We start from the raw sequence: 24,313 nt of genomic DNA on the forward strand, positions 1-24,313 counted from the left end.
TCTCCACGGTGGCTGTTTTTTGTGGCATTCTGGCGCGGCTCACTGCGTCCCCGATCCTCAGCTGGCGAATTCGCTGGAACCGTCAGCATGGCGGAACTTTCACGGCATGGATCCCCGGGTCTCCGCACTCGCTTCGCTCCTGCTCCGCCCGTGGATGACGAAGGCATCTACGCCCTAGGCAAATCGCGGACGTCGACGATTGGCACCAAACACGATCCTTTGAACATGCCTTTATCTTTGCGGGCGCATGCCGGCATTTCCTGCCAAATGCCATCTTGGAGATTAGCCGGAAGCCTACATGCCTTCGTCATCCTCGGGCGGAGCAGGAGCGCAGCGACGTGCGGAGACCCGGGGATCCATGCCGTGAAGTGGCAGCTGCCGCTGCGGTCCAGAATCAACGCCCAGCGCATCCCGAAACTGTCATCATCTGTCAGCAATCCGTGTGGATAGACCGTCCCCGTTTTTCAACCCCCTCTCCGCCTCCCGTATGATTCCCCTTGCGATCTTCCACGGGACTCCGGTGCGCACCGGGCAGCGGGGGGAAGCGCCGGTGCCGGGCTGGCAGGAGGTCGGATCTCCTGCTGGGTGATGAGCCCCCAAATCCGGGCCTTGCGGCGGCTGGCGGTGAAAGCCGAGGCGACTGAGCGGGGCAAGAACATCGGGCGGGGCGCGAACGTCGCGCCACATAATTACAATCGGAAGGCACGGCCTCGCGCCCCGCTTCCCGAACCTCAAACAATAGCCAGACCGGAAACGGGGTGTGGCAAGGCGAGAACCTGCCTTCTCCCCCTTGTGGGAGAAGGCAGGTTGGCGCGCAGCCCAAACATGCAAGGGGTGTTGGAAGAAATGAGAGGCGACAATAGGAAACATTGGTGGGCACCCGGAAGTCGAGCTCCGTCCAACACCCCTCATCCGACCTCGCTTCGCTCGGCCACCTTCTCCCACAAGGGGAGAAGGGGCTTATGCTCCGCCCACCTTCTCGCCGAAGGTAGAGAAAAACTGCCCGGCCAGCTTCTTCGACGTCGAAGTGATCAGGCGGCTGCCGAGTTGGGCGATCTTGCCGCCGACATCGGCCTTGGCCGCGTATTTGAGGATGGTCGCGTCAGGACCGTCCTCGGTGAGCGTGACATCCGCGCCGCCCTTGGCGAAGCCGGCGATGCCGCCCTTGCCCTCGCCTTCGATGGTGTAGGAATGCGGTGGCTTGAGGTTCTTGAGCGTGACCTCGCCGGCGAAGGTCGCCTTGATCGGGCCGATCTTGAGAACCACCTTGGCGGCCATTTCGGTCGGCGACGACATCTCCAGGCTCTCGCAGCCCGGAATGCTCTCCTTCAGGATCGCGGGGTCGTTCAGCGCCTTCCAGACCACGTCGATGGGGGCTGCGATCTTCTCTTCGCCTTCGATCACCAGAGCCACGGCAAATCCCTCCCAAATGAACTGACCAAACGAGGGGTAACGCAGCAAATCGGGCTTGTCCATCGCGCCGGAGCCACGCCAGGCAGCGCCCTCGGCCGGCAGCCACGGCACACGCTCCGGCATCGCGCTTGTAGCGTTTTCGTGCTTGGAATAACGATGCAGGTCGGAATACGGGAGAAATCGATGGCCGGCCAAAAGACGACGAAGAAGCTCCGTTCGCAGGAGTGGTTCGACAATCCCGATAATCCCGGCATGACCGCGCTCTATCTCGAGCGCTATCTGAATTTCGGCCTGACACGCGCGGAGCTGCAGTCGGGCAAGCCGCTGATCGGCATCGCCCAGACCGGCTCGGACCTGTCACCGTGCAATCGCCACCACATCGAGCTGGCCAAGCGGGTGCGCGAGGGCATCGTCGCTGCCGGCGGCGTGCCGTTCGAGTTCCCGTGCCACCCGATCCAGGAAACCGGCAAGCGCCCGACCGCCGCGCTCGACCGCAACCTCGCCTATCTCAGCCTCGTCGAGGTGCTTTACGGCTATCCGCTCGACGGCGTGGTGCTGACCATCGGCTGCGACAAGACCACGCCGGCGCTGCTGATGGCGGCGGCGACCGTCAACATCCCGGCGATCGCGCTGTCGGTCGGGCCGATGCTCAACGGCTGGCACAAGGGCAAACGCACCGGCTCGGGCACGGTGGTATGGGAATCGCGCGAAAGACTGTCGGCCGGCGAGATCGACTACGACCAGTTCATGGACATCGTCGCATCGTCCGCACCCTCGGTCGGCTACTGCAACACCATGGGCACGGCAACGACGATGAACAGCCTAGCCGAGGCGCTGGGCATGCAACTGCCGGGCTCGGCGGCCATCCCCGCGCCCTATCGCGAGCGCGGCCAGATCTCCTACGAGACCGGCAAGCGCATCGTCGACATGGTGCGCGAGGACCTGAAGCCGTCCGACATCATGACGCGCGCGGCGTTCGAGAACGCCATCGTCGTCAATTCGGCGATCGGCGGCTCGACCAACGCGCCGATCCACCTCAACGCGATTGCCCGCCATCTCGGCGTGCCGCTCGACAATGACGACTGGCAAAAGGTCGGCCATCATGTGCCGCTGCTGGTCAATTTGCAGCCGGCCGGCGAATATCTCGGCGAGGACTATCACCATGCCGGCGGCGTGCCGGCGGTGGTCGCCGAACTGATGAAGGCGGGCCTGCTGCCCCATCCGGATGCGGCCACCGCCAATGGCAAGACCATGGGCGAGAACTGCGCCGGTGCCGAAAACATGGACCCCAAGGTGATCCGGCCGGTCGCCGAGCCGCTGAAGACGGATGCCGGCTTCATCAACCTCAGGGGCAATCTGTTCGACAGCGCGATCATGAAGACCAGCGTGATCTCGAAGGAATTCCGAGACCGTTATCTGTCGAACCCACGCGATCCGGAAGCCTTCGAAGGCACAGCAAAAGTGTTCGACGGGCCGGAGGATTATCACGCCCGCATCGACGACCCGGCCGAAAACATCGATGAGAACACGGTGCTTTTCATGCGCGGCGCGGGCCCCGTCGGCTATCCCGGCGGTGCCGAGGTGGTCAACATGCAGCCGCCGGCCTACCTGCTCAAGCGCGGCATCCATTCGCTTCCCTGCATCGGCGACGGGCGCCAGTCGGGCACGTCGGGCTCGCCGTCGATCCTCAACGCCTCGCCGGAGGCGGCCATCGGCGGCGGACTGGCGTTGCTGAAGTCAGGCGACCGGGTGCGCATCGACCTCAGGAAAGGCACCGCCGACATCCTCATCAGCGACGACGAGCTTGCCCGTCGCCGCGCCGAGTTGCAGGCCAATGGCGGCTACCATTTCCCGGCGCACCAGACGCCGTGGCAGGAGATCCAGCGCGGCATGGTCGACCAGCTGTCGGACGGCATGGTGCTGAAGCCGGCAGTGAAATACCAGCGCGTCGCCCAGACCAAGGGTATTCCACGCGACAATCACTGAGGGATCGCCGCGCGGGAACCAGACGCATTGGTCAGTCGAGTTGCGACAGCAGCTGATCTTTCGAACGGCTCGCCGGCGTGCCGGCGCAGATTGGCTGGGCGAGCACCTCGGCAAGCACCGTGCGCCGGTTGGCGTCGGCGCGTTCGGCGTAGTGGCCGAAATGCTGCGCGGCGGCAGCAGCAGCACCGACACCAAGCACCAGGGCCGCGGCGAACACCGCAGCCCATCGCAGCATGCGACACCAGCCTGACGCCACAGCGAGCAGCCGCCGCCATATGGCGACCATCGCAAGCATCAGGCCGGCCAGCGCGCAGCACATATCGCTCAGACGTGCTTGCCGCAGCCGCAATCGGCCGGGTGATAGCGGCCCGTCGGCTCGACCATGCCGCCCTTGCCATACATGTCGTGCGGCCGCACCCAGCTTGTCAGGTCGTTGGAAGTCCCGTTTTCGTTGCGGCCCTTGGGCATGGCATCGAGAATGCCGTAGGCACCAAGATACATTTCGCTGCCGCGGCCGAAGTTGGCATAAGTCAGGAATATCTGGCCGTTATCGTCCTTGTAGAAGACGCTGTCGCCGGAGAGATCCTCGATCTCGAAGTCGAGCGGGCCGAAGTTATAGGTAGCCTTCTTCGCCACCAGTTGCTCGGGTGTGTAGGAAACATTGAAGTCGAAGTTGAAGTCACTGCCGTAGGACGAGACGAAGCGCGCGCGCCAGCCCATGCGCGCCTTCAGCGCCTCGATTTCCACAATCGGCGCACGCGCCACGGCGACGTAGCTGACGTCGTGATTTTCGAGATGCACGAGCACGCCTTCGGCATTGTCGAGCTCGAACGAGCAGCCGACGCAGTGGTGTTGCTGGCCCGGGCCCATCATGAAATGCTTGATGAACAACTGGCTGCGGCCAGCGAACAGGTCGGATAGTGACAGCCGGCCCTCGGGCCCGTCGAAGAAGTATGGCTTGTCGATCCGAACCCAGGGCAGTTCGCGCCGCTCGGCGCTGAGTTGGTCACGAGCGCGGGTCATCGCCTTTTCCTTGGCGAGCAACGCGCGCCGCGCCACCACCCACTGCTCTTTCGATACGATTTCATGCTGCATCTTGCTCTCCATCGTTTGGACACAAGTTTCCTATCGGCCGCAGGATTGCGGCCGTCATGCTCGGCTTCAAACTGTCAGTGCGTGGGCTACAGGTAGGACGTCACCGCCGGCGGCCTGTCCCAGGCGTCGTTGCGACCGTCCTCGAAGATGATCGGAATGGCGGCCAATTCTTCGGGCGGAACGTCATCAAGGCAGGCGATGTTCACGGCGTGGAAATCGCCGCCCATCGGCTCGAAGCTCGCGGTGGCGAAGGGATGGACGCCGCAGCGGCTGCAGAAGGTGTGGCGGATGGCGGCCTCGCCGAAGCGGTATTCGGTCAGCATGTCGGCTCCAGAAGTGACGCGGAAACCGGACGGGCGGGCAAAACCCTTCCAGAACCGCGTCTTGGCGCACCAGGAGCAATTGCAGCGGAAGCTCGACGTCCACCAGACACCGTCGAGTTCTGGCTTCGAGCGCTGGCCCTCGGGCGCGAGATCGAGCTGGCATTCGAAATGGACTGCTCCGCAATGGCAGCTGCCGCGATAGGATTTCAGCATTCGTCGCTCCTCGGCATGGCGCATCGTTCCGAGGATCGGCGACGACCCTCGGCAAGCGCAGTTTCAAGACAGGCAGTCGTCGCGCGCCGGTCTGGCGCGCAAAACTCAGACCACGGGACGGCCGGCGAGCGCGTCGGCCAGGCGATCGAGGCATTCGCCCCAACCACCCAGATGCGAGTCGCGCGTTTCGATATCGAGGAACGGCTCCTGCCGGAAGGTCAGCCGCGTTCCCGTGCCTTCGGCCACAAGCGTCACCGTCACCAGCGTCTGCCACTCGGGGTCGTAGTCCCAGGCGAAGGTGAAGACGATCTTTTCGCCCTCGACGATTTCGCGGAACGTGCCGGACATACCGGACGACATGCTGTCATCCTGGCCGCCTGGGCCGAGGATGAGGAAGTGGTAGCGCCCACCCTTGTGGAATTCGAGTTTCTTGACGGCCGAGGTGAAGCCTTTCGGACCCCACCAGCGGGTCAGGTGCTCAGGGCTCGACCACATCTTGAAGACGAGAACCGGCGGCGCATCGAAGACCCTGGAGAATTCGAGCGAAAGCGACTGTGCTGCGACGGCGTCAGTTCTTGCGGTCATCCCGGTCTCCCTTGGTTTTCACTGTCTGCAGTTCCTTGAGATAGTCGGCCATGCGGTCGAAGCTCGCATCCCAGAAGCGGCGATAGTGCTCGACCCAGTTGGCGATGTCCTTGAGCGGCCCGGCCTCCAGCCGGCACGGCCGCCACTGCGCCTCGCGGCCTCGGCTGATGAGGCCGGCGCGCTCAAGTACCTTCAGATGCCTAGAGATGGCCGGCAGGCTCATCTCGAACGGTTCTGCCAGTTCGTTGACCGTCGCCTCCCCTTGCGCCAGCCGGGCGAGAATGGCTCGCCTCGTCGGGTCGGCGAGGCTGGCGAACGTAGCATCGAGGCGATCTTCGGTCATTTATTTAGCACGACTGTTAATTAACATACTTGTTAACTACAGCGGACAAGTTTCTCTGTCAAGCTCGGGCCGCTAAATGCGCCAGGCACGCGCGGCCGAGCTCCCAGAAAGCTCCATCCAGGGAGCAAACCTCCGGGAAGGAAAGAAGCAGCCTCGCTACAGCGGCATGTCAAAACCGATTTCGGCCCTTGCGGTGAAGGCGCTGTTGCTGTCGTAGCCAAGTTCGGTCCCGACATTGAAGCTTGCGCCGCCTGCCGTGGCATAGGCCGCATCGAAGCCGGCAAAGCCGCGCAGGATCTGGTCGGAGCCGTCGACCGCCGCGAAATCGAGCGGGTTGCCGGCAATTCCCGCTTCGATGCTGCCGCCATCGGAAAAGACACCGTCCGCGCCGGCGCGCAGCGTTGCGCGGAAGATGCCGTTTTCGGCCTGCCACGGTGCCAGGCCATAGGCCAACTGCCCGCGCAGCTCGAACACGTTTACCGTGCGGTTGTCGACGCTGATGTTCGCTGCTGATCCGCTTTCCTCGTAGCTGCCAAGGAACAGCCCGGCGTAGCGCGCCCGCAGGCTCGGCGTGACGACGCCGCCATTGGCCATTGAAAAATCCCTGCCGAAGGTGACCGAGGGGCTGATGAAGACGCCGTTGTAGTCGGCTTCGGCATGCTCGAAACCGCCAGGAGCCAAGTTGTTGGCGACGCGCCGGTCGCTGGAAAAATCCGACAGGCCAGCCGTCAGCGACAAGTCGACGAAGCCGCCGGGGCCTGAAAAACCCGCATAGCCGCCGGCGAAATAGTTGCCGGTGTCGATGGCCTGGGAGTCCCGGTCTGTCCGCATGCGGCTTGCGGCGGCGCCGATGAACAAGCCGCCGCGCCAGCCCTCGCCGATTGCCCCGTCGGCGCCGGCCATCAAGCCGCCGATCTGGTTGTCGAAGCCTGCGTCGAGGCCGTCGGTTTTCTGGTCGCGATGGCTGCCGAGAGCTGTGAGCCAGGCGACCGTGCCGGCGCCCTCGGCGCCGTCGCCGACAGCAACGGGGCCGCTGCGCGCCGCGGTAAAGCGTTCATCGAGCGCGCCGGCCACGACCCCGGTCAAGTCGGCGACCATCTCGTCGGCGGTGGAAAAACCGGTCGGGTCGACGACATAAACGACGCTACCGCTGTCGTGGCTTGGCAGGCCGAAGGTGTTGATGGTCGGCGTGCCGGTATAGGCAAAGGCCGAACTGAGGCCGATATCGATGTTGAGCATGTTGCCGGTGCCGAGCGCCAGCATGCCCTGGATGTTGCTGCCGGCCAGCAGGTTCAGCGTGTTGCCGGTGCCAACCAGATGAACAGCAGACGCGCTGCCGACAATCGTGCCCGAGTTGGTGATGGTGTTGGAGCTACTGGCCGCGATGCCGATGTTGCCGCTGGCCGTCCCCGTATTGGTGACGGTGTTGAAGCTGCCAGAGCGGATCCCATAACGAACACCTGTGGCGGCGCCCGCATTGGTGATCGTATTATTGTTCTGGAGCCAGATGGCAGAACTGCTCGCACCGATGCTGGTTATCGCGCCAGTATTGGTGATTGTGTTGTTATCGATGACGGCGATGCCAGCAAGCCCCGAGCCTATACTGGTTACATCACCAGCATTGATGATGGTGTTGGATTCGTCTGCCTGGATGCCATAGTCGCCCTTTGCCGTGCCCGTGTTGATGACGGTGTTGCCGTCACCGGCTTGGATGCCTGCGGACAGGAAGTTCGCGCCAGTAGCCGTGCCCGAATTCACAATGATGTTGTTGTCAAGGCCGCGGATGCCGCTGAGCCCACCCTCAGCAATGCCCGCATTGGTGATGGTGTTGGAGTTGTCGACGCCGATGCCGATGTCCGCGCTCGAGCTCATGCCCGAGTTGGTAATGGTGCTGCCGTCGTTGGCGTAGATGCCAAACAGCCCGCCCGAGGCCGTGCCCGAGTTGGCGATAGTGTTGTTGTCCCAGGCGTGAATGCCAGACCAACCGCCGGTGACCTCGCCCGTATTGGTGATGGTGTTGTTGTGAAAGGCACGGATACCAAATAGTCCGCCCGTTAGCGTGCCCGAGTTGGCAATGGCGTTGCCGTCGTTGGCGCGGATGCCAACATCCCCGCCCGTCACCGTGCCCGCATTGGTGATCGTGTTGCCGTCCTCGGAGTAGATGCCGGAAGCCCCGAATGCCGCGGCGCTGACGCTACCCGCATTGGTGATGGTCACACCGTCGACGGTGGCTTCGATACCATGCCCGGCAGGTACATCGACGGTTCCTCCCGCCTCTACCGTGCCGACGTCGCCCGCGGTGTCGAGTATCTGGGTGGTGCCGACGGCCTGTCCATTGACGATGGTGAAGCTGTCGGCAGATGCCGCCTGCGCCAGCACAATCGTGGATGCGGCAACGCCGCAGAATAGTACCTGGTACCGCTTGACCTTCATTGCCCCCGCCCACTGCCAAAGAAGTCCGATCAAGGCCAGTAGCCGCATTTCGGCAGGCGAACAGTTCCCATTTGGGAATGAAATTCGAGCATGGCGGCACAACGATGCCGATGGCCGTCACTTCCTTTCCATCAGCTTCGAGGCGACCACAGCAACAGCCCGGCGCATTGACCTGACCATTGACCTGGGCAGTCTCCAATCAGGCTTCACCGACAATGTGCGCAACGTTCGCTCAAGGAAAAGGTGCCCGTCGCCCGCAGCAATTCAGGGCCCCGCCGGAAAGATGTCGGCCAAATGCGGACACCGGCCTTTGAATTCCATGGGCAAACCACCTAGGTGATTTGGCAAACGGATACGGACATCATGGCTAGACGGCGCTCTTCCCTTGGTTTTCTCGGCATCTTCGGCCGCTCAGGCGACCTGCGCCAGCTTGACGCTGCGTTGCGCAGTGTCGACCTGCATCCGGCGCTGGTGCCGGAGGGCGTCAAACTCACCATCGTCAACCTGATGAAGGACCGCTGGCCCGACGAGCCACCGGCCTCGGCCTATCCGCCGGTGGCGCAATTGTTCGGCTACTGCATTGCCGGACCGGAGGTTTTCGCGCAGGCAAACGGGCGCGACCAAATGCTGGAGGCGGAGCGGCGCATCGAGGCCGCACTCGAAGCCGGCAGCGGCTTCGACGCCGACATCGTACTTCTGGCGCTGCATGCCAAGCTGATCAACCCGGAAGTCGTCGAGCGCTTCGACCTGACGGCCGACTGAGCAGCGCCTAACCGCCCATGCCGCTGCGCGGCAGCTTGATCATCTCGCCGAAGCGGGCACGCAGCTTGTCGTCGGTCGCTTTTGGAATATGGCGCGGGAACCGTTCGGCAAGGATGCGTTTCTTCTCGGCGATGGCGCGGCCCAATATGTCGGGCTTGCCCTTTTCATTCCACTCCTTGGGCGAGAAGCGGTCGGCGATGGCAGGATAGAAATACTCGGTCTGCATCAACCTCAGCGTCTGCTCGTTGCCGAGATAATGGCCGGGACCGTTGAGGCAGACTTCGGAAATGGTGGCGATGGACAGCGCCTCGTCTGTGACCTCGATGCCGCGCACGCAGCGCAGGCATTGGCCCAGCATGTCGTTGTCGATGATCAGGCTTTCCAGGCAGAAACCGAGCAGCGAGGCATGCATGCCGGCGGACTCATAGACCAGATTGAGGCCGGACAAACCCGCCATGACATTGGTGATGCCCTTCTCGTAGCCGGACTGGACGTCGGGCAGCTTGGAGTCGGCCATGCCGGCGGCCGAGCCGCCGGGAAGGTCGTAGAACTGGGCCATCTGGGCGCAGGCCGCCGTGAGCAACGCCTGCTCGGCCGAGCCGCCGGACATCGCGCCGGTGCGCAGGTCCGAGACGAACGGCCAGGTGCCGAAGATGGCGGGATGGCCGGGCTTGAGCGCGTTGACATAGACGAGGCCGGCGAGCACTTCGGCTACCGCCTGGACGACCGCGCCGGCGATTGCCGCAGGAGCGGTTGCGCCCGCCTGCCCTGCCGACAGCAGCAGGATCGGGATGCCGCCCTCGACGCAGGCCTCGAGCACGCCGCAGGCATCCTCGGCGAACTTCATCGGCGGCACGACGAAGCAGTTGGAGTTGGAGACGAAGGGCCGCGCCCGGAAGTTCTCCTCGCCGCCGGCGATCTCGTAGAGCATCTCCAGCGCCGGGGCGACGTTCTCGCGTACGGTGAAGCTGGTGCCGACATGCTTGGTCGTTCCGCTGACGCAGGCGTACAGCGTGTTGAAGTCCATATCGAGCGGATCGGGGATGTCGCGCGGCACCATCGGGCGCTGGAAGAAATGGATGTTGTCGAGCCCTTCGACGATGCGGGCGGCGTCGTAGATGTCCTGCAGCAGCGATTCGCGGTACTCGCGCCTTTCGACATCGACCAGATGCACCGCGGCGCCCGCCGTGCCGTAGTGCACGCGCTTGCCCTGTATCAGCATGTCGTGTTTGGGGTCCTGGCCGCAGAGGGTGAAGTTGCGGGCGGCATTCTCGATCGTCGACATCACCAGCGCACGGGGGAAGCGGATGCGGCCGTCGTCGCCGTAGCTGGCGCCGACCCGCGTCAGCGCCTCGATACAGTTCGGAATGGCATTGGCGAACCCGACTGTTTCAAGCAGCGTCAGCACCGCCTCGTGGATGCGCTCCAGATCGTTCCGGCCGAGCGGGCCGAAGCGGCCACCTTCGAGGCCGGCACGGATGGGGCGGATGTCGTCGGCCAAAGGTGCTGCGCGCATCGCCCGCCTCGCCTCCCGGCCGCCGGACCGACGCGAGCGCTGCTCTACCGACAGGTCATGGCTTTCGATGGCAACTGACATGCAGGTCCTCCGAATTTCTGTGAGGCTGGCCGCAGTGATTATGCCACCGTCGTGTCGCCTCGTTCCCTTTGCGCGACTATGCAGCGTCCATTGGCCCAGACCATGGGCCAGCATATCCCGCCGGATATGCCAGAGCGCTCATATGACCGGCGGCACGGAGAAGCCGCCGGCAAAGGGCATCATGCAGCCGCGGGACGGCGACCGGCGGCAGTCGCCAGCTCACGGATTCCTGGCTCGATATGCTGCAGGGCGATCGAGGAAATACCCAGCCGCATGAAGCGTGTAGGCTTGTCGCCATGCTCAAAGAAGCGTTCGCCCGGCTCGATGATGACGCTGCGCGCCGCCGCCGCCGCGGCAAGCCCGCGCGAGTCCGTTCCGCGCGGCCCCTCGAGCCACAGCGACGTGCCGCCGGCCGAGTCGGTCGACTGCCAGTCCGGCAGAAAAGCCGAGATCGCCTGGACCAATCGCTTGCGCCTCTCGGTGAAGGCCGTCGACAGGCGACGCACCAGCGCCTCATGATGGCCAAGCGACAAGAACAGGGCGACCGCGCGCTGGTTGTTGGCCGGCGGGTGGCGCAGCATGAATCGGCGCAGCGCGCGCAGCTCGGCGATGAGATCCGCCGAGGCGACGATGTAGCCAAGGCGCAGGCCAGGCGCGAGTGTCTTCGACATCGAGCCGACATAGACGACGCGGCCGGAGCGATCGAGGCTCTTCAGCGCCTGCTGCGGCGCCTCGTCGAGCAGCTGGCTGTCGTAGCCATCCTCGATGATGATCTGGTTGTTGCGCGTGGCGCGGGCGAGAAGGTCCTGGCGACGCTCGGCGCTGAGCGGCACCATGGTCGGGCACTGGTGGCTCGGCGTGACGAAAACGAAGCCGGCATCCGAGGGGATGGCTGACGTGACGATACCCTGCTGATCGACCGGCACGGGCTCGATGTCGGCACCGGCGAGGCGGAAGATCGAACGCGCATCGGGATAGCCCGGATCTTCCATCGCCACCTTGGAGCCCTTGGACATCAAGAGCGAGGCCAGCATGTAGAGCGCGTTCTGGGCGCCCAGCGTGACGATGATCTCGTCCGGATTGGCGAAGATTCCGCGGCGCGGCAAGAGACGCGCCTGGATCTGCTCGATCAGGAGCGGATCGTCGCGGTCGACCATGTCTGCAGCCCAGTTGCGGATCTCCAGAACGGCCAGCGCCATGCGGTTGCATTCGCGCCATTCGGCGGTCGGAAACAGCGTCGGATCGAACTGGCCGTAGACGAAGGGGTAGGACGACTTGATCCAGTTCTCGAGCTTGGCCGGCGGCGGCATGTCAGAGGCAGCGATCTTGCGGCGCGCCTTCCAATCGATGTCATTGGCCTGGTCGGGAGCCTTCTGCTGCGGCTTGGCCGGCGTCGCCAGCACTTCCGGATTGACGAAGTGGCCGCGGCGCTCGCGCGCCACGAGGAAGCCCTGGTCGACCAGCTGCTGGAAGGCCAGCACCACGGTGCCGCGGGCAACACCGAGCTTTTCTGCCAGGATTCGGCAGGACGGCAGCGGCATCGAGGCCGCAATCTGCCGGTCGAGAATGGCGGCGACGATCGCCTGCCTGATCTGCGCCTGGAGCGTCTGGCCTGATTCCGCTGAAATCCGGAACAGGCCGGACCAGATCGCCGTGTCGTTTCGCTGTGGCATAGTGGCGTTTCCTGCATGTCCAGTCTTTTTGACTTTGCTGGACCATAGAAAGCTATCCTTGGCACAAGCCGTTGCACCAATCAATTTTTCTAATCCTATGGATTTATGCCAGTGAACCTTTCCATCGACGGTTGCTGACAGGACCAGTTGAATCGATTGAAATTTGCCCCGATAGTCCGCCGCGACACCCTCTCAATGAGCCCACAGGTCTGCTAGGATGGCGTCGCAGGCGAACGGGCAGCCCAACTTCCGGAGTTCCATGGTGACCGAACAACCCTTCCAGGCGGCTCTTGCCGCGCTTCGCAACCATCGTCAGGAAGCGCCGAAGAACATGCGTGCGGCTTTCGCGTCCGACCCGAAGCGGTTCAAGAACTTTTCGATCACCGATGGCGACCTGTTGTTCGACTGGTCGAAATGCGCCGTCGATGCGACGACCATGGTGCTGCTCGAAAAGCTGGCGCAGGTGGTCGATATCGAGGGCAAGCGCGCGGCGATGTTTGCCGGCCAGCGAATCAACATCACCGAAGACCGGGCGGTGCTGCACACGGCTCTGCGCAACCCGCGCGGCGAAGCGGTCATGCTCGACGGCCAGGACGTGACGGTGGACGTGCATGCCGTGCTCGACGCCATGGCGGCTTTCGCCGACGACATCCGCTCGGGCAAGGCGGCCGGCGCGACCGGCAAGAAGATCACCGACGTCGTCAATATCGGCATCGGCGGCTCCGATCTCGGCCCGGCCATGGCGACGCTGGCGCTGGCGCCCTATCACGACGGGCCGCGCGCCCATTTCGTCTCCAACATCGACGGCGCCCACATCCACGACACGCTGAAGGGGCTCGACGCCGGAACGACGCTGTTCATCATCGCGTCGAAGACCTTCACCACCGTCGAGACCATGACCAATGCCGCAACCGCCCGGCGCTGGGTCGAACAGGCGCTCGGCGCCAAGGCGGTGGGCAGCCATTTCGCGGCCGTGTCGACCGCACTCGACAAGGTCGCGGCCTTCGGCATCGAGCCGTCGCGCGTCTTCGGCTTCTGGGACTGGGTCGGCGGGCGCTATTCCTTGTGGTCGGCGATCGGCCTGCCGATCATGATGGCGATCGGACCGCGGAATTTCCGCGACTTCCTCGCCGGTGCGCACGCCATGGACCGGCATTTCGCCACGGCACCACTGCTCAAGAACATTCCGGTGCTGATGGGGCTGGTCGGCTTCTGGCACCGCGCGGTGTGCAACTATCCGGCGCGCGCCGTCATCCCCTATGACCAGCGGCTTGCGCGCCTGCCGGCCTATCTGCAGCAGCTCGACATGGAATCGAACGGCAAGAGCGTGACCGTTGCGGGCGGCGCCGCGGTGACGCCCACCGGCCCGCTGGTCTGGGGCGAACCCGGCACAAACGGCCAGCACGCCTTCTTCCAGCTGCTGCACCAGGGCACCGATTACATTCCGGTGGAGTTCCTGGCGGGGGCTGAGGGCCATGAGCCCGACCTTAGGGAACACCATGACCTTCTGCTCGCCAACTGCCTAGCGCAGTCGGAAGCACTGATGAAGGGCCGCACGCTGGAAGAGGCGCGGCGGCAGATGCTGACCAAGGGCATCAAGCCGGAAGAAGTCGACAAGATCGCGCCGCACCGCGTCTTCTCCGGCAACCGGCCCTCGGTAACGCTGCTCTACCGCAAGCTCGACCCGCATATGCTGGGCCGGCTGATCGCACTCTACGAGCACCGCGTCTTCGTCGAAGCGCAGCTGTTCGGCATCAATGCCTTCGACCAGTGGGGCGTGGAACTGGGCAAGGAACTGGCGACCGGGCTGCTGCCTGTCGTGGAGGGGCGGGAAAATGCCGCGCGAAGCGACGCCTCGACAGCCGGGCTGGTGGAGCATATTCACCGGCTAAGGGCTAAGGAGTAGGTGATTTGCGGGGCATCAAGGGCATACTTTTCGACAAGGATGGAACCCTTGTCGATTTCCAGGCGACGTGGTTCGCCATCGGCGAAATGATGGCGCTGAAGGCGGCGGATGGCGACCGGGCGCGGGCGACCGCCCTGATGGAAGCCGCCGGGTACGATTTCGAGGCTCATTGCTTCAAGGCCGATTCGGTGTTTGCCGCCGGCACCAACGCCGACATCGTGGCGCTGTGGTATCCCGATGCCGACGATGCCGAGCAGGCGGTGCTGGTCAAGATGTTTGACCAGGTCTCGGCCGAACAAGGCTCGGCGCAGGCCGTGGCGCTGCCCGGCAGCAAGGACGCTTTGGCCAGCCTGCACAGTGCCGGCTTCCGGCTGGGCGTCGCCACCAACGATTCGACCAGCGGGGCGGAAAAGACGCTGCTGTCGCTCGGCGTCGCCCAGATGTTCGACGCGGCCTATGGCTACGATGCGGTTGCCAATCCCAAGCCTGCGCCTGATTCGATCCACGCCTTCTCCGACCTCACCGGCCTCAAGCCGTCGGAGATCGCGATGGTCGGCGACAACCGCCACGACCTCGAAATGGCCAAGGCCGGCGGTGCGCTGGCGATCGCCGTGCTTTCGGGAACGGGCACACGCGAGTCGCTGACGCCGATGGCAGACGTCGTGCTCGATTCGATCGCCGACCTGCCGGCGTTCCTGGCTGCCGGCCAAGACTGACAGGGCGCGGTCGCCTCTGCGGCGGCCCTTCCCGTCCAGTGGAAAAACGGGGCACGTCCATCCGCGCAGGTTGCCGGCGAATGCCGACTATCGGCCGTCGTCGCGTGCTGGTTCCGGACCGCTGCGGCGTTTCCCACTTCCGGCCATGATCCCCGCGCCACAATCGGAAGTTCTCGACAGCCCAATGCCGCATCGTGGAATTGGCGGGCAATCCGCTTCAAAATCGGGGGACGACGTCCGCTATCGCTCCCGTGATTGATCGCTGTCCGTGGTCAACGTCCTGAAAAGCACTTCAAGCACCATAGAAACCTTCGGCAGTTCCTGTTTACTCCGCTGCCACATGACGCTGATGGGGAGCCCGACTGTCGACGCCTCCGGGAGTATTGCAACGATTGTCCCGCTTTCCAACTCGTGCTGTGCAAGCCAGGTCGGAAGTTGAGCCACGCCACAGCCTGCGGCTACCGCCGCAACTTCTGCATCTCCGCTACCGACGGCGATGCGTCCATCGACAACGTGACGTACCCCAGGGTCGTTTTCGGTTTCCTTGAACATCCACGAAGTGGCTGTACCGTCAGCCTTCTTGTAGACGATGCAATCGCGTTGTTTCAAATCGGCGACTGACAAGACCGGACCGTGGCGCTTCAGATACTCTGGCGAGGCGCAGAAAATCACCCGCTCGAAGCCCAGGAGCCGGTGCCCGAGGGAGGGTTGCCAAACAGCAGGCCCTCCGATCCGGACGACGATATCGATCTCCTCGGCAATCAGATCGACGAAGTGGTCGGAAAAGGAAATTTGCGGGCGAAGGCGCGGATGTTCGTTCGCGAACCGCAAGAGATGAGGCAGGACGTGCAACCTCCCGTAGGACACCGGGACGTCTATCCGTAGGCGACCTGCGGGCTCGAGCCGCTCGGCCGTGAGAACAGCCTCTGCATCCTCAAGGTCGGCAAGGATCTTTGCGCATGTCCGATAGTACGCCACGCCCGCGTCGGTGAGGGACAGGCTTCGGGTGGTTCTGGCGAACAATCGCGTACCAAGGCGCTGTTCAAGTCTTGCGACCGCCTTTCCCACCGCGGAATTGGTGATCTTCAGTCGCGAAGCTGCTGCCGTGAAGCTTCCACTGTCAGCGGCTGCGACGAACGCATCAATGCCCTTGAGCCGTTCCGGCAACATCTCGACTCGTCCCAATTCTGGAATTCCAGTCCATTATTGCTGGAAATCTTAGCCAGAGACACATGTAAATTTCCATTATACCTGGATGTGCATCTTCGTTCCCATGGTGATCATCGATGCACACGACCTCTTCGGCTTTCCCTTCATCCACGGATCGGGAGGGCATTCCAAAGCCCGGCCTTTCGATCTTTCTCCTTGCAGTTGCGGCATTTCTGATCGTCACGACGGAATACATCATTCTTGGAATCCTGCCCGCTCTTTCCCGAGACCTTGATATATCGATCTCCACTGCCGGCCAGTTGGTCACCTTGTTCGCCTTCACGGTGATGCTGTTCGGGCCACCTCTGACGGCTGCCCTGTCGCATCTCGATCGAAAGCAGCTGTTTATTGGAATCCTGCTTGTTTTCGTTGTTTCGAACGCCGTAGCGGCTGTAGCGCCCAACATATGGGTCCTGGCGGCGGCGCGTTTTACCCCGGCTCTGTTCCTGCCGGTATTCTGGGGGACTGCCAGTGAAACCGCTGGCCAGTTGGCTGGACAAAGGCACTCTGGACGCGCGGTTTCAAAGGTCTATCTCGGTATCTCAGCGGCCCTCGTCTTCGGAATCCCGCTCGGTACCATCGCGACAAACACGATAGGCTGGCGTGGGACCTTCTGGGTCCTTGCGGTCATGTCGCTGGCGATGGCGATCGCCATGGCGGTGATGATGCAAAAGCTTCCCGCACCTCCTACGACTGCCCCAGGGACACGGCAGGCTCATGTTCTCAGGGACAAGGCCTTTTTGGCGAACGTCCTCCTGTCAGTCTTTCTCTTTACGGCAATGTTCACCGCCTACACCTATCTGGCGGACATGCTGGAACGTCTGGCAAACATCGCGCCAAAGCATGTCGGCTGGTGGCTGATGGGCTTTGGTGCGGTCGGCATGCTTGGCAACTGGCTGGGCGGACGCATGGTCGACAAGGCCCCGCTGGGGGCGAGCATGCTGTTCGCCGCAATCCTGGCCGTGGCCATGCTCGCATTCGCGCCCTTGGCAGGTTCGACGGTCGGATTGACTTTGTCCCTTGTCGCTTGGGGCGTTGCCTACACTGCCTTGTTCCCAATCTGCCAGGTCCGGGTGATGAAGGCTGGCGCGGGTGCCCAGGCACTTGCGGGAACCATCAACGTTTCCGCCGCCAACGCCGGCACAGGACTTGGTGCGATTTTCGGCGGCCTCACCATCGATCATCTGGGCCTGGAGAGCGTGGGAGCGGTATCGAGCGGGGTCGCCGCCATAGCCATCCTCGTCGCTCTGGCGATGTCGGTTCGGCTTCGGCGCCTCGCCACCGCATAAGCTCCACCACGCCCGATTGTGGCCCAAACGAGCATCCTGGGCGAACGACGGTTTCCCAACCGTCTCAGACGCGATGAGAATGGCGTTGCCGATCAAATGCCCGACGCAAAAACGGCCACCGTGGACAACGCGACATCAGAACTTGTAGGCGACCCCGAACCGGACGTCCTTGCATGTCCGGTTCGTATGCCGACATACCCTCCCGTCCAGACGACATTGGAAGCCGGCGGAGCAGCCACCGATTCGGCCCTTGCAACACTGGCGAACATGGCCAACAGCGCTACCCCGACGCCGGATTGTTCGACGCCGGCCTCGATATATGGCGGCTGCAGCCGTGGGAAAGCTGAGGGGGCAGAAGCCCCCTCGCCTATTCGAACACGATCGTAGGCGTGGCGGCTGCGGCGGCGCCCTGCTCTTGCTGGAGCCGCTCCCAGACCTTGGTGGCGATGTCGCGATAGGTCTTGGCCTCGACGCTGTCGGGCCTGGCTACCGTGACCGGCGTGCCAGCATCGGAGCTTTCGCGGATGCCCATTTCCAGCGGCACTTCGCCGAGGAAGGTCACGCCGAGGCGCTCGGCCTCCTTCCTGGCGCCGCCATGACCGAAGATGTCGTAGCGCTTGCCGGTATCGGGGGCGACGAAATAGCTCATGTTCTCGACGATGCCGAGCAGCGGCACGTCGACCTTCTTGAACATGTTCAACCCCTTGCGGGCGTCGATCAGGGCCAGGTCCTGCGGCGTGGAGACGATGACGGCGCCGGCCAGCGGCACCTGCTGGGCCATGGTCAGCTGGGCGTCACCGGTGCCGGGCGGCATGTCGACGACGAGCACGTCGAGCGGACCCCATTCGACTTCGCGCAGCATCTGCGTCAGCGCCGACATGACCATCGGGCCGCGCCAGATCATCGGCGTCTCCTCGTCGACGAGGAAGCCCATGGACATGACCTTGAGGCCGTAATTCTGCATCGGCTTCAGGATCTTGCCATCGACCGTTTCGGGGCGGCCATGGATGCCGAGAAGCTTGGGCATCGACGGGCCGTAGATGTCGGCATCGAGCACGCCGACCTTGAGACCGTTGGCGGCGAGGCCGAGTGCGATGTTGACGGCAGTCGTCGACTTGCCGACGCCGCCCTTGCCGGAGGCAACCGCGATGATCGCGGCAATGCCGGGCACGCCGCGCTTGCCCTGCGACTGCGAGGCGGGCGCGTGCGGTGCGGGGCGTGCGGCGGGCGCGGCTGCCGGACGCGGAGGTGCCGGGCGCTGCGGCACCGGCGCTTCCATGCCGCCGCCCTTCTTCTCGGCGGTCAGGGCCACGACAGCGCCATTGACGCCGGGAATGGCCTTGACAACGCGCTCGGCGGCGGCACGCAGCGGCTCCATTTCCTGGGCGCGCGCGGCCGGCACGGTGATCGAGAAGAACACCTTGCCGTCGGCGATGAAGATGTCGGAAACCAATCCGAGATCGACGATGTTGCCTGAGAAATCCGGGCCGTTGACCGTCTTGAGACGCTCCACAACGGTTTCTTTGGTGACTGTCATGTGTCGAACCTGTCTGCTTCCTTGTTGGGCTTCAGATAATGCAGTTTGGCGAAAGAACCAAGCTACCCGAAATGGCAGTCGACGGCTGCGCTTGGCAAAGCGGCATCGCGCCCCACCTGTCATGGACATGATTTTTTTGCCGATGTGTCGGCATCGACCAGCCTGCGGCGTCCTTGGTGCAGACACCCAACCAGGGAGAAATGCGATGAAATTCGTCAACTACCTGTTCTTCAACGGCAACTGCCGCGAAGCCTTTGCGTTCTACGCCAAGGTTTTCGACGGCGAGATCGTCGGCATGCTCACTCACCGCGAAACGCCGGCCAGCAAGGACGTTTCGGAGGAATGGCAGGACAAGATCATCAATGCCCAGCTCGTCATCGGCGACGAGATGATCATGGCTTCCGATGCACCGCCACAATACCGGACGGAGATGTCGGGATTTTCGGTATCGGTCGACACGGACGACCTGGCCAAGGCCGAGGCGATCTTCGCAGCACTTGCAGATGGCGGCACGGTCAACATGCCGTTCAGCCCGACCTTCTGGGCCAAGGGTTTCGGCATGGTGAAGGACAAGTTCGGCACGCCCTGGATGATCAGCAGCGGCAACGCCGAATAAACAGCACGAGTGCGATTTCACGAGGAAAACATGACCTATTCAGCCATTGAAACTCCCGCAATTTCGAACGCGGCACTGTGGACCGGCCGCGCACTGAGCGGCGCGGTGATCGCGTTCCTGGTCTTTGACGCGGCGATCAAACTCGTGCCGCTGCAGGTGGTGATCGAAACCACCGCGGCACTCGGCTTTCCACCGGAGCTTGCCCGGACCCTCGGCGTGCTGACCCTTGCCTGCGCGGCGCTCTATGCCTGGCCACGAACGGCCGTCCTCGGCGCGATCCTGCTGACCGGCTATCTCGGCGGCGCCATCGCCATCCACCTACGCATCGGCAACCCGCTGTTTTCGCACACTTTGTTCGGCGTCTATCTCGGGCTGATGGCCTGGGGCGGGCTCTATCTGCGCGATCCACGCCTGCAGGCGCTGATCCCGTTCCGCCGCTGAAGCCATATCCACGGAGACGACCATGCAGATTCTCGCCATCATCCTCGGCCTGATCGTGATCGCGATCCTCGCCATCCTGGCGATTGCCGCGACCAAGCCCGCCACGTTCAGCATTCGGCGAACAACCGATGTCGCTGCCGTACCGGAGGCAATCTTTCCGCTGATCAACGACTTCCGCAATTGGCGCGACTGGTCGCCATGGGAAGCGCTCGACCCCGACCTCAAGCGCAAGATGAGTGGCGCCGAATCGGGTCGCGGCGCGGTCTACGAATGGGAGGGCAACAAGAAGGTCGGCAGCGGCCGGATGGAGATCACCGAGGTGACGGCACCGACCAAGGTGGTCATCAAGCTCGACTTCCTGAAGCCGTTCGACGCTCACAATGTGGCGCGCTTCACCATGGAGCCGCAGAACGGAAAAACGCGGCTGAATTGGGAAATGACCGGCCCATCGCCCTTCATGTCCAAGGTGATGCAGGTGTTCATGAACTTCGACAAGATGGTCGGCACGGACTTCGAAAAGGGCCTCGCCACCCTCAAGGCGATCGCCGAACGGAAGCGCCTCGCCGGCTCGTGAGTCCGCCGATCTGGCGCAACAGCCTGTCACCCCGCCGGGGCGGCACTATCTTCATCAGGATGTGGGGCAGCACGAAAGGAAACTGACATGCTTGGTCAAATCAACGCCGTTGCCAATCTGGCCGTCAAGGACCTCGGGCGCGCCAAGACCTTCTATGAGCGCACGCTCGGCCTCAAGGAGATCGACCATATGGGCGAGGAGGTGTCGGTGCTGAAGAGCGGTGACACCGTGATCAACGTCTACCGGTCGGACTATGCCGGAACCAACAAGGCGACAGCGGTAAGCTGGGCCGTCGGCGACAAGATCGACAGGCTGGTCGATGAATTGAAGTCGAAAGGCGTGACATTCGAGCACTACGACATGCCGGATACCCGCCATGAAGGCGACGTCCATGTCTTCGGCGACATCAGGGTTGCCTGGTTCAAGGATCCCGACGGGAACATACTGAACCTCATCAACCAGTGATTTTCATAGCAAGTGCAATGTGATGGCTGGCCTAATCGATCGGCGCCGGATAGTTTTGCGGCATGATTGACAAGCTCGAATTCTTCATCGCACTCGCAAGGGAGCAGCATTTCGGACGCGCAGCCGAGGAATGCGGCGTCACCCAGCCGACGCTTTCGGCCGGGATCAAGCAGCTCGAGGACATCCTGGGCGTGATGCTGGTGCAGCGCGGCTCGCGCTTCCAGGGCCTGACGCCGGAAGGCCGGCAGGTGCTGGACTGGGCGCGGCGCATCGTCGGCGACACCCGCGCCATGCGCGAGGAGATGCGCGCCGCCCGCCACGGCCTTTCGGGCCGCATCCGCATCGCCGCCATCCCGACGGCACTCGCGATGGTGCCGCGGCTGACGACGCCGTTTCGCGACAAGCATCCCGGCGTCACCTTCTCGATCCTGTCGCGGACGTCGATCGAAGTGCTGTCGCTGCTCGGCAATTTCGAGATCGATGCGGGAATCACCTATCTCGACAACGAACCGCTGGGGCGCGTGACCAGCGTGCCGCTCTATGCCGAGCGCTATCAGCTGATCACCGCTGCGGGGAACGAATATTCCGATCGTGACAAGGTGACGTGGGAAGAGGTGAGCACGCTGCCGCTTTGCCTCCTGACCCCCGACATGCAGAACCGCCGCATCATCGACCAGCACCTCGCCGATGCCGGCGTGCAGGTCCGACCGACGCTCGAATCGAACTCGATGATCGTGCTGTTTTCGCACATCCGCACCGGCAAATGGTCGTCGATCATGCCGCTGAACCTCGCGGAAACCTTCGGTTTTGCCGAACCTATCAGGGCGATTCCGATCGTCGAGCCGGATGCCAGCCACAATGTCGGACTGGTCGTGGCGCGGCGCGATCCGAACACCACGCTGGTGCAGGCGCTGCTTGACGAAGCCATGACGCTGGCAGGCGATTTTCGCCGTCAATCCTGAGCTAGGCTTTTCCTGCTTTCGTCCACTCGATAGAAAATTTTTATCATGTGACGAAACAGCTTTATTGATTCCGGCTGCCAAAATCGGGTTCAATAGGGAAATAGCGCCCATGTTAGGCGCCAGTGTCAGGGAGGGCGCTGCGTGGTCATGCAGCCAGCAAGTACCGAACTCGCCGCGCGCACGGCCGCGGTGATCAGCGAAATGAAGAACCTCGAGGGTCCGCTGATCCCGATTCTTCACGGCGTCCAGGAGGAATTCGGCTATGTTCCGCAGGAGACCCTGCCGATCATCGCCGAGGCGCTGAACATTTCGCGGGCCGAAGTCCACGGCGTCTTCACCTTCTACCACGATTTCCGCCACAACCCGGCTGGACGGCATGTGCTGAAGGTCTGCCAGGCCGAGGCCTGCCAGTCGATGGGCAGCGATGCCATCGCCGCCCAGATCAAGCAGACGCTCGGCATCGGCTTCCACGAGACCAGCAAGGACGGCGCGGTCACGCTGGAGCCGATCTATTGCCTGGGCCTGTGCGCCTGTGCTCCCGCCGCGATGCTCGACGGCCAGGTGATCGGCCGGCTTGACGCAGACAAGATCGAAGAAATCGCCGAAGAGGTGCGCAAATGAGCGTGACGATCTACGTTCCCGGAGATTCCGGCGCGCTTTCGCTCGGTGCCGAAAAGGTCGCCAAGGCGATCGCCAAAGAGGCGGCCGAGCGCGGCGTCGACGCCAAGATCGTGCGCAACGGTTCGCGCGGCCTGTACTGGCTCGAGCCGATGGTCGAGGTCGTTACCGATGCCGGCCGCACAGCCTACGGTCCCGTGTCGACCAAGGACGTGGCGTCGCTGTTCGACGCAGGTTTCATCACCGGCGGCCAGCACAAGCTGTCGCTCGGCGACCCAGAAAAGCTGCCCTACGTCGCCAAGCAGACGCGCCTGACCTTCGCCCGCTGCGGCATCACCGACCCGCTGTCGCTTGAAGACTACGAAGCGCATGGCGGCCTGACCGGCCTGCGCAACGCGGTCAAGATGGCCCCTGCCGACGTCGTCAAGCAGGTGACCGAGTCCGGCCTGCGCGGCCGCGGCGGCGCCGGTTTCCCGACCGGCATCAAGTGGAAGACGGTTCTCGATACCCCCGGCGAGCAGAAATACATCGTCTGCAACGCCGACGAAGGCGACTCGGCAACCTTCGCCGACCGCATGATCATGGAAGGCGATCCCTTCGTGCTGATCGAAGGCATGGCGATCGCCGGCCTTGCGACCCACGCGACCAAGGGCTACGTCTACATCCGCTCTGAATATCCGCATGCGATCGCGGTGATGACGAAGGCGGTGGAAGTCGCCAAGAAGGCCGGCATTCTCGGCAAGAGCGTTCTCGGATCCTCCCAAGGCTTTGACATCGAGATCCGCTCCGGCGCCGGCGCCTATGTCTGCGGCGAAGAAACCTCGCTGCTGAACAGCCTCGAAGGCAAGCGCGGCGTGGTCCGCGCCAAGCCGCCGCTGCCGGCGATCCAGGGCCTGTTCGGCAAGCCCACCGTCATCAACAACGTGATTTCGCTCGCTTCCGTGCCGATCGTCATGGACAAGGGCGCGCAGTACTACAAGGACTTCGGCATGGGCCGCTCGCGCGGCACCATCCCGATCCAGATCGCCGGCAACGTCAAGCATGGCGGCCTGTTCGAAGTGGCCTTCGGCCTGACGCTGGGCGAGATCGTCGACGAGATCGGCGGCGGCACCGCATCGGGACGTCCTGTCAAGGCGGTGCAGGTCGGCGGCCCGCTCGGCGCCTATTTCCCGCGCGCTTTGTTCGACACGCCCTTCGACTACGAGGCGTTCGCGGCCAAGGACGGCCTGATCGGCCACGCCGGCATCACCGTGTTCGACGACAGCGCCGACATGCTGAAGCAGGCACGCTTCGCCATGGAATTCTGCGCCATCGAAAGCTGCGGCAAGTGCACGCCCTGCCGCATCGGCTCGACGCGCGGCGTCGAGACGCTGGACAAGCTGGCCCAGAACATCGAGCCGGAGAAGCAGCTCGCGCTGGTGACCGACCTCTGCAACACGATGAAGTTCGGTTCGCTCTGCGCGCTGGGCGGTTTCACGCCTTATCCGGTGATGAGCGCCATCAACCATTTCCCCGAAGATTTCCGGCCGGCAGCGGTCGCACAGGCAGCGGAATAGG

At 63.5% G+C, this 24,313-nt stretch carries 23 protein-coding genes; 12 read left to right on the forward strand and 11 right to left on the reverse strand.

What is annotated here, in order from left to right; all coding sequences use genetic code 11:
- Positions 1-960 precede the first annotated feature (960 nt).
- Complete coding sequence (locus GGQ99_RS21160) at positions 961-1,413, reverse strand: SRPBCC domain-containing protein (RefSeq protein WP_183264183.1); 453 nt, start codon at positions 1,411-1,413, stop codon at positions 961-963.
- Between the two features lie 183 nt (positions 1,414-1,596).
- On the opposite strand from GGQ99_RS21160, the gene GGQ99_RS21165 reads away from it, so the two are divergent.
- On the forward strand, positions 1,597-3,399 hold the full coding sequence (locus GGQ99_RS21165; protein ID WP_183264077.1) for an IlvD/Edd family dehydratase: 1,803 nt from the start codon (positions 1,597-1,599) through the stop codon (positions 3,397-3,399).
- A gap of 31 nt (positions 3,400-3,430) precedes the next feature.
- On the opposite strand, the gene GGQ99_RS21170 is transcribed toward GGQ99_RS21165, so the two are convergent.
- The 6 genes from GGQ99_RS21170 to GGQ99_RS21195 form a co-directional block, all read right to left on the reverse strand.
- A complete protein-coding gene (locus tag GGQ99_RS21170) occupies positions 3,431-3,634 on the reverse strand; it encodes a hypothetical protein (protein WP_159091734.1) in 204 nt (67 codons plus the stop codon).
- An 89-nt stretch (positions 3,635-3,723) separates the two neighbouring features.
- Positions 3,724-4,494, reverse strand: coding sequence for a DUF899 domain-containing protein (locus tag GGQ99_RS21175; protein WP_210307975.1), 771 nt, complete (start codon positions 4,492-4,494; stop codon positions 3,724-3,726).
- Positions 4,495-4,580: 86 nt separating this feature from the next.
- Entirely contained in the window at positions 4,581-5,030 is a 450-nt protein-coding gene (locus GGQ99_RS21180; RefSeq protein WP_183264079.1) for a GFA family protein, read from the reverse strand.
- A gap of 105 nt (positions 5,031-5,135) precedes the next feature.
- The gene (locus GGQ99_RS21185; RefSeq protein WP_183264080.1) at positions 5,136-5,615 is read right to left on the reverse strand and encodes an SRPBCC family protein; all 480 of its coding nucleotides are present in this window, start codon (positions 5,613-5,615) and stop codon (positions 5,136-5,138) included.
- A complete protein-coding gene (locus GGQ99_RS21190) occupies positions 5,599-5,958 on the reverse strand; it encodes an ArsR/SmtB family transcription factor (RefSeq protein ID WP_108609439.1) in 360 nt (119 codons plus the stop codon). Before GGQ99_RS21190 ends, GGQ99_RS21185 begins: the two co-directional genes overlap by 17 nt.
- Before the next feature lie 156 nt (positions 5,959-6,114).
- Positions 6,115-8,391, reverse strand: coding sequence for an autotransporter outer membrane beta-barrel domain-containing protein (locus GGQ99_RS21195; RefSeq protein ID WP_183264081.1), 2,277 nt, complete (start codon positions 8,389-8,391; stop codon positions 6,115-6,117).
- 363 nt (positions 8,392-8,754) lie between these two features.
- On the opposite strand from GGQ99_RS21195, the gene GGQ99_RS21200 reads away from it, so the two are divergent.
- Complete coding sequence (locus GGQ99_RS21200; protein ID WP_108610059.1) at positions 8,755-9,153, forward strand: hypothetical protein; 399 nt, start codon at positions 8,755-8,757, stop codon at positions 9,151-9,153.
- Positions 9,154-9,160: 7 nt separating this feature from the next.
- On the opposite strand, the gene GGQ99_RS21205 is transcribed toward GGQ99_RS21200, so the two are convergent.
- Positions 9,161-10,750 carry a trimethylamine methyltransferase family protein gene (locus GGQ99_RS21205; RefSeq protein WP_183264082.1) on the reverse strand — a complete coding sequence of 530 codons (1,590 nt, stop codon included), beginning with the start codon at positions 10,748-10,750 and terminating at the stop codon, positions 9,161-9,163.
- A gap of 179 nt (positions 10,751-10,929) precedes the next feature.
- Complete coding sequence (gene pdxR / locus GGQ99_RS21210; RefSeq protein ID WP_108609442.1) at positions 10,930-12,423, reverse strand: MocR-like pyridoxine biosynthesis transcription factor PdxR; 1,494 nt, start codon at positions 12,421-12,423, stop codon at positions 10,930-10,932.
- Positions 12,424-12,682: 259 nt separating this feature from the next.
- On the opposite strand from pdxR, the gene pgi reads away from it, so the two are divergent.
- Together pgi and GGQ99_RS21220 are read left to right on the forward strand one after the other, a co-directional pair.
- Entirely contained in the window at positions 12,683-14,329 is a 1,647-nt protein-coding gene (gene pgi, locus GGQ99_RS21215; RefSeq protein WP_183264083.1) for a glucose-6-phosphate isomerase, read from the forward strand.
- A gap of 5 nt (positions 14,330-14,334) precedes the next feature.
- On the forward strand, positions 14,335-15,045 hold the full coding sequence (locus GGQ99_RS21220; RefSeq protein WP_108609443.1) for an HAD family hydrolase: 711 nt from the start codon (positions 14,335-14,337) through the stop codon (positions 15,043-15,045).
- Positions 15,046-15,285: 240 nt separating this feature from the next.
- Here GGQ99_RS21220 and GGQ99_RS21225 read toward each other — a convergent pair whose 3' ends face one another.
- Positions 15,286-16,215 carry a LysR family transcriptional regulator gene (locus GGQ99_RS21225; protein ID WP_183264084.1) on the reverse strand — a complete coding sequence of 310 codons (930 nt, stop codon included), beginning with the start codon at positions 16,213-16,215 and terminating at the stop codon, positions 15,286-15,288.
- A 116-nt stretch (positions 16,216-16,331) separates the two neighbouring features.
- On the opposite strand from GGQ99_RS21225, the gene GGQ99_RS21230 reads away from it, so the two are divergent.
- Positions 16,332-17,543, forward strand: coding sequence for an MFS transporter (locus GGQ99_RS21230; RefSeq protein WP_183264085.1), 1,212 nt, complete (start codon positions 16,332-16,334; stop codon positions 17,541-17,543).
- Between the two features lie 367 nt (positions 17,544-17,910).
- Here the strand turns inward: GGQ99_RS21230 and GGQ99_RS21235 are convergent, their stop codons facing one another.
- The gene (locus GGQ99_RS21235) at positions 17,911-19,080 is read right to left on the reverse strand and encodes an Mrp/NBP35 family ATP-binding protein (protein WP_108609446.1); all 1,170 of its coding nucleotides are present in this window, start codon (positions 19,078-19,080) and stop codon (positions 17,911-17,913) included.
- Between the two features lie 205 nt (positions 19,081-19,285).
- Between GGQ99_RS21235 and GGQ99_RS21240 the strand changes: the two genes are divergently transcribed.
- The 7 genes from GGQ99_RS21240 (at position 19,286) to GGQ99_RS21270 (ending at position 24,312) form a co-directional block, all read left to right on the forward strand.
- Complete coding sequence (locus GGQ99_RS21240) at positions 19,286-19,696, forward strand: VOC family protein (RefSeq protein ID WP_108609447.1); 411 nt, start codon at positions 19,286-19,288, stop codon at positions 19,694-19,696.
- Between the two features lie 30 nt (positions 19,697-19,726).
- Positions 19,727-20,137 carry a DoxX family protein gene (locus GGQ99_RS21245; RefSeq protein ID WP_183264086.1) on the forward strand — a complete coding sequence of 137 codons (411 nt, stop codon included), beginning with the start codon at positions 19,727-19,729 and terminating at the stop codon, positions 20,135-20,137.
- A gap of 22 nt (positions 20,138-20,159) precedes the next feature.
- Entirely contained in the window at positions 20,160-20,711 is a 552-nt protein-coding gene (locus GGQ99_RS21250; RefSeq protein WP_183264087.1) for an SRPBCC family protein, read from the forward strand.
- An 87-nt stretch (positions 20,712-20,798) separates the two neighbouring features.
- Positions 20,799-21,176 carry a VOC family protein gene (locus GGQ99_RS21255; RefSeq protein ID WP_183264088.1) on the forward strand — a complete coding sequence of 126 codons (378 nt, stop codon included), beginning with the start codon at positions 20,799-20,801 and terminating at the stop codon, positions 21,174-21,176.
- Between the two features lie 62 nt (positions 21,177-21,238).
- Complete coding sequence (locus GGQ99_RS21260) at positions 21,239-22,138, forward strand: LysR family transcriptional regulator (RefSeq protein ID WP_108609451.1); 900 nt, start codon at positions 21,239-21,241, stop codon at positions 22,136-22,138.
- Between the two features lie 141 nt (positions 22,139-22,279).
- Entirely contained in the window at positions 22,280-22,759 is a 480-nt protein-coding gene (locus tag GGQ99_RS21265; RefSeq protein ID WP_183264089.1) for a formate dehydrogenase subunit gamma, read from the forward strand.
- Positions 22,756-24,312: a formate dehydrogenase beta subunit gene (locus GGQ99_RS21270; RefSeq protein ID WP_183264090.1), complete on the forward strand. Its 1,557-nt coding sequence runs from the start codon at positions 22,756-22,758 to the stop codon at positions 24,310-24,312. The genes GGQ99_RS21265 and GGQ99_RS21270 overlap by 4 nt, the downstream gene beginning before the upstream one ends.
- Position 24,313 lies beyond the last annotated feature (1 nt).

Source organism: Aminobacter niigataensis (assembly GCF_014200015.1).
GTDB lineage: Bacteria > Pseudomonadota > Alphaproteobacteria > Rhizobiales > Rhizobiaceae > Aminobacter > Aminobacter niigataensis.

What these genes read in the sequence shown, in the direction of transcription:
- GGQ99_RS21165 (WP_183264077.1), top strand. Translation starts at nt 1,597, where the DNA reads ATGGCCGGCCAAAAGACGACGAAGAAGCTCCGTTCGCAGGAGTGGTTC.
- GGQ99_RS21170 (WP_159091734.1), bottom strand. Translation starts at nt 3,634, where the DNA reads ATGCTGCGATGGGCTGCGGTGTTCGCCGCGGCCCTGGTGCTTGGTGTC.
- GGQ99_RS21175 (WP_210307975.1), bottom strand. Translation starts at nt 4,494, where the DNA reads ATGCAGCATGAAATCGTATCGAAAGAGCAGTGGGTGGTGGCGCGGCGC.
- GGQ99_RS21180 (WP_183264079.1), bottom strand. Translation starts at nt 5,030, where the DNA reads ATGCTGAAATCCTATCGCGGCAGCTGCCATTGCGGAGCAGTCCATTTC.
- GGQ99_RS21185 (WP_183264080.1), bottom strand. Translation starts at nt 5,615, where the DNA reads ATGACCGCAAGAACTGACGCCGTCGCAGCACAGTCGCTTTCGCTCGAA.
- GGQ99_RS21190 (WP_108609439.1), bottom strand. Translation starts at nt 5,958, where the DNA reads ATGACCGAAGATCGCCTCGATGCTACGTTCGCCAGCCTCGCCGACCCG.
- GGQ99_RS21195 (WP_183264081.1), bottom strand. Translation starts at nt 8,391, where the DNA reads ATGAAGGTCAAGCGGTACCAGGTACTATTCTGCGGCGTTGCCGCATCC.
- GGQ99_RS21200 (WP_108610059.1), top strand. Translation starts at nt 8,755, where the DNA reads ATGGCTAGACGGCGCTCTTCCCTTGGTTTTCTCGGCATCTTCGGCCGC.
- GGQ99_RS21205 (WP_183264082.1), bottom strand. Translation starts at nt 10,750, where the DNA reads ATGTCAGTTGCCATCGAAAGCCATGACCTGTCGGTAGAGCAGCGCTCG.
- pdxR (WP_108609442.1), bottom strand. Translation starts at nt 12,423, where the DNA reads ATGCCACAGCGAAACGACACGGCGATCTGGTCCGGCCTGTTCCGGATT.
- pgi (WP_183264083.1), top strand. Translation starts at nt 12,683, where the DNA reads ATGGTGACCGAACAACCCTTCCAGGCGGCTCTTGCCGCGCTTCGCAAC.
- GGQ99_RS21225 (WP_183264084.1), bottom strand. Translation starts at nt 16,215, where the DNA reads ATGTTGCCGGAACGGCTCAAGGGCATTGATGCGTTCGTCGCAGCCGCT.
- GGQ99_RS21230 (WP_183264085.1), top strand. Translation starts at nt 16,332, where the DNA reads ATGCACACGACCTCTTCGGCTTTCCCTTCATCCACGGATCGGGAGGGC.
- GGQ99_RS21235 (WP_108609446.1), bottom strand. Translation starts at nt 19,080, where the DNA reads ATGACAGTCACCAAAGAAACCGTTGTGGAGCGTCTCAAGACGGTCAAC.
- GGQ99_RS21240 (WP_108609447.1), top strand. Translation starts at nt 19,286, where the DNA reads ATGAAATTCGTCAACTACCTGTTCTTCAACGGCAACTGCCGCGAAGCC.
- GGQ99_RS21245 (WP_183264086.1), top strand. Translation starts at nt 19,727, where the DNA reads ATGACCTATTCAGCCATTGAAACTCCCGCAATTTCGAACGCGGCACTG.
- GGQ99_RS21250 (WP_183264087.1), top strand. Translation starts at nt 20,160, where the DNA reads ATGCAGATTCTCGCCATCATCCTCGGCCTGATCGTGATCGCGATCCTC.
- GGQ99_RS21255 (WP_183264088.1), top strand. Translation starts at nt 20,799, where the DNA reads ATGCTTGGTCAAATCAACGCCGTTGCCAATCTGGCCGTCAAGGACCTC.
- GGQ99_RS21260 (WP_108609451.1), top strand. Translation starts at nt 21,239, where the DNA reads ATGATTGACAAGCTCGAATTCTTCATCGCACTCGCAAGGGAGCAGCAT.
- GGQ99_RS21270 (WP_183264090.1), top strand. Translation starts at nt 22,756, where the DNA reads ATGAGCGTGACGATCTACGTTCCCGGAGATTCCGGCGCGCTTTCGCTC.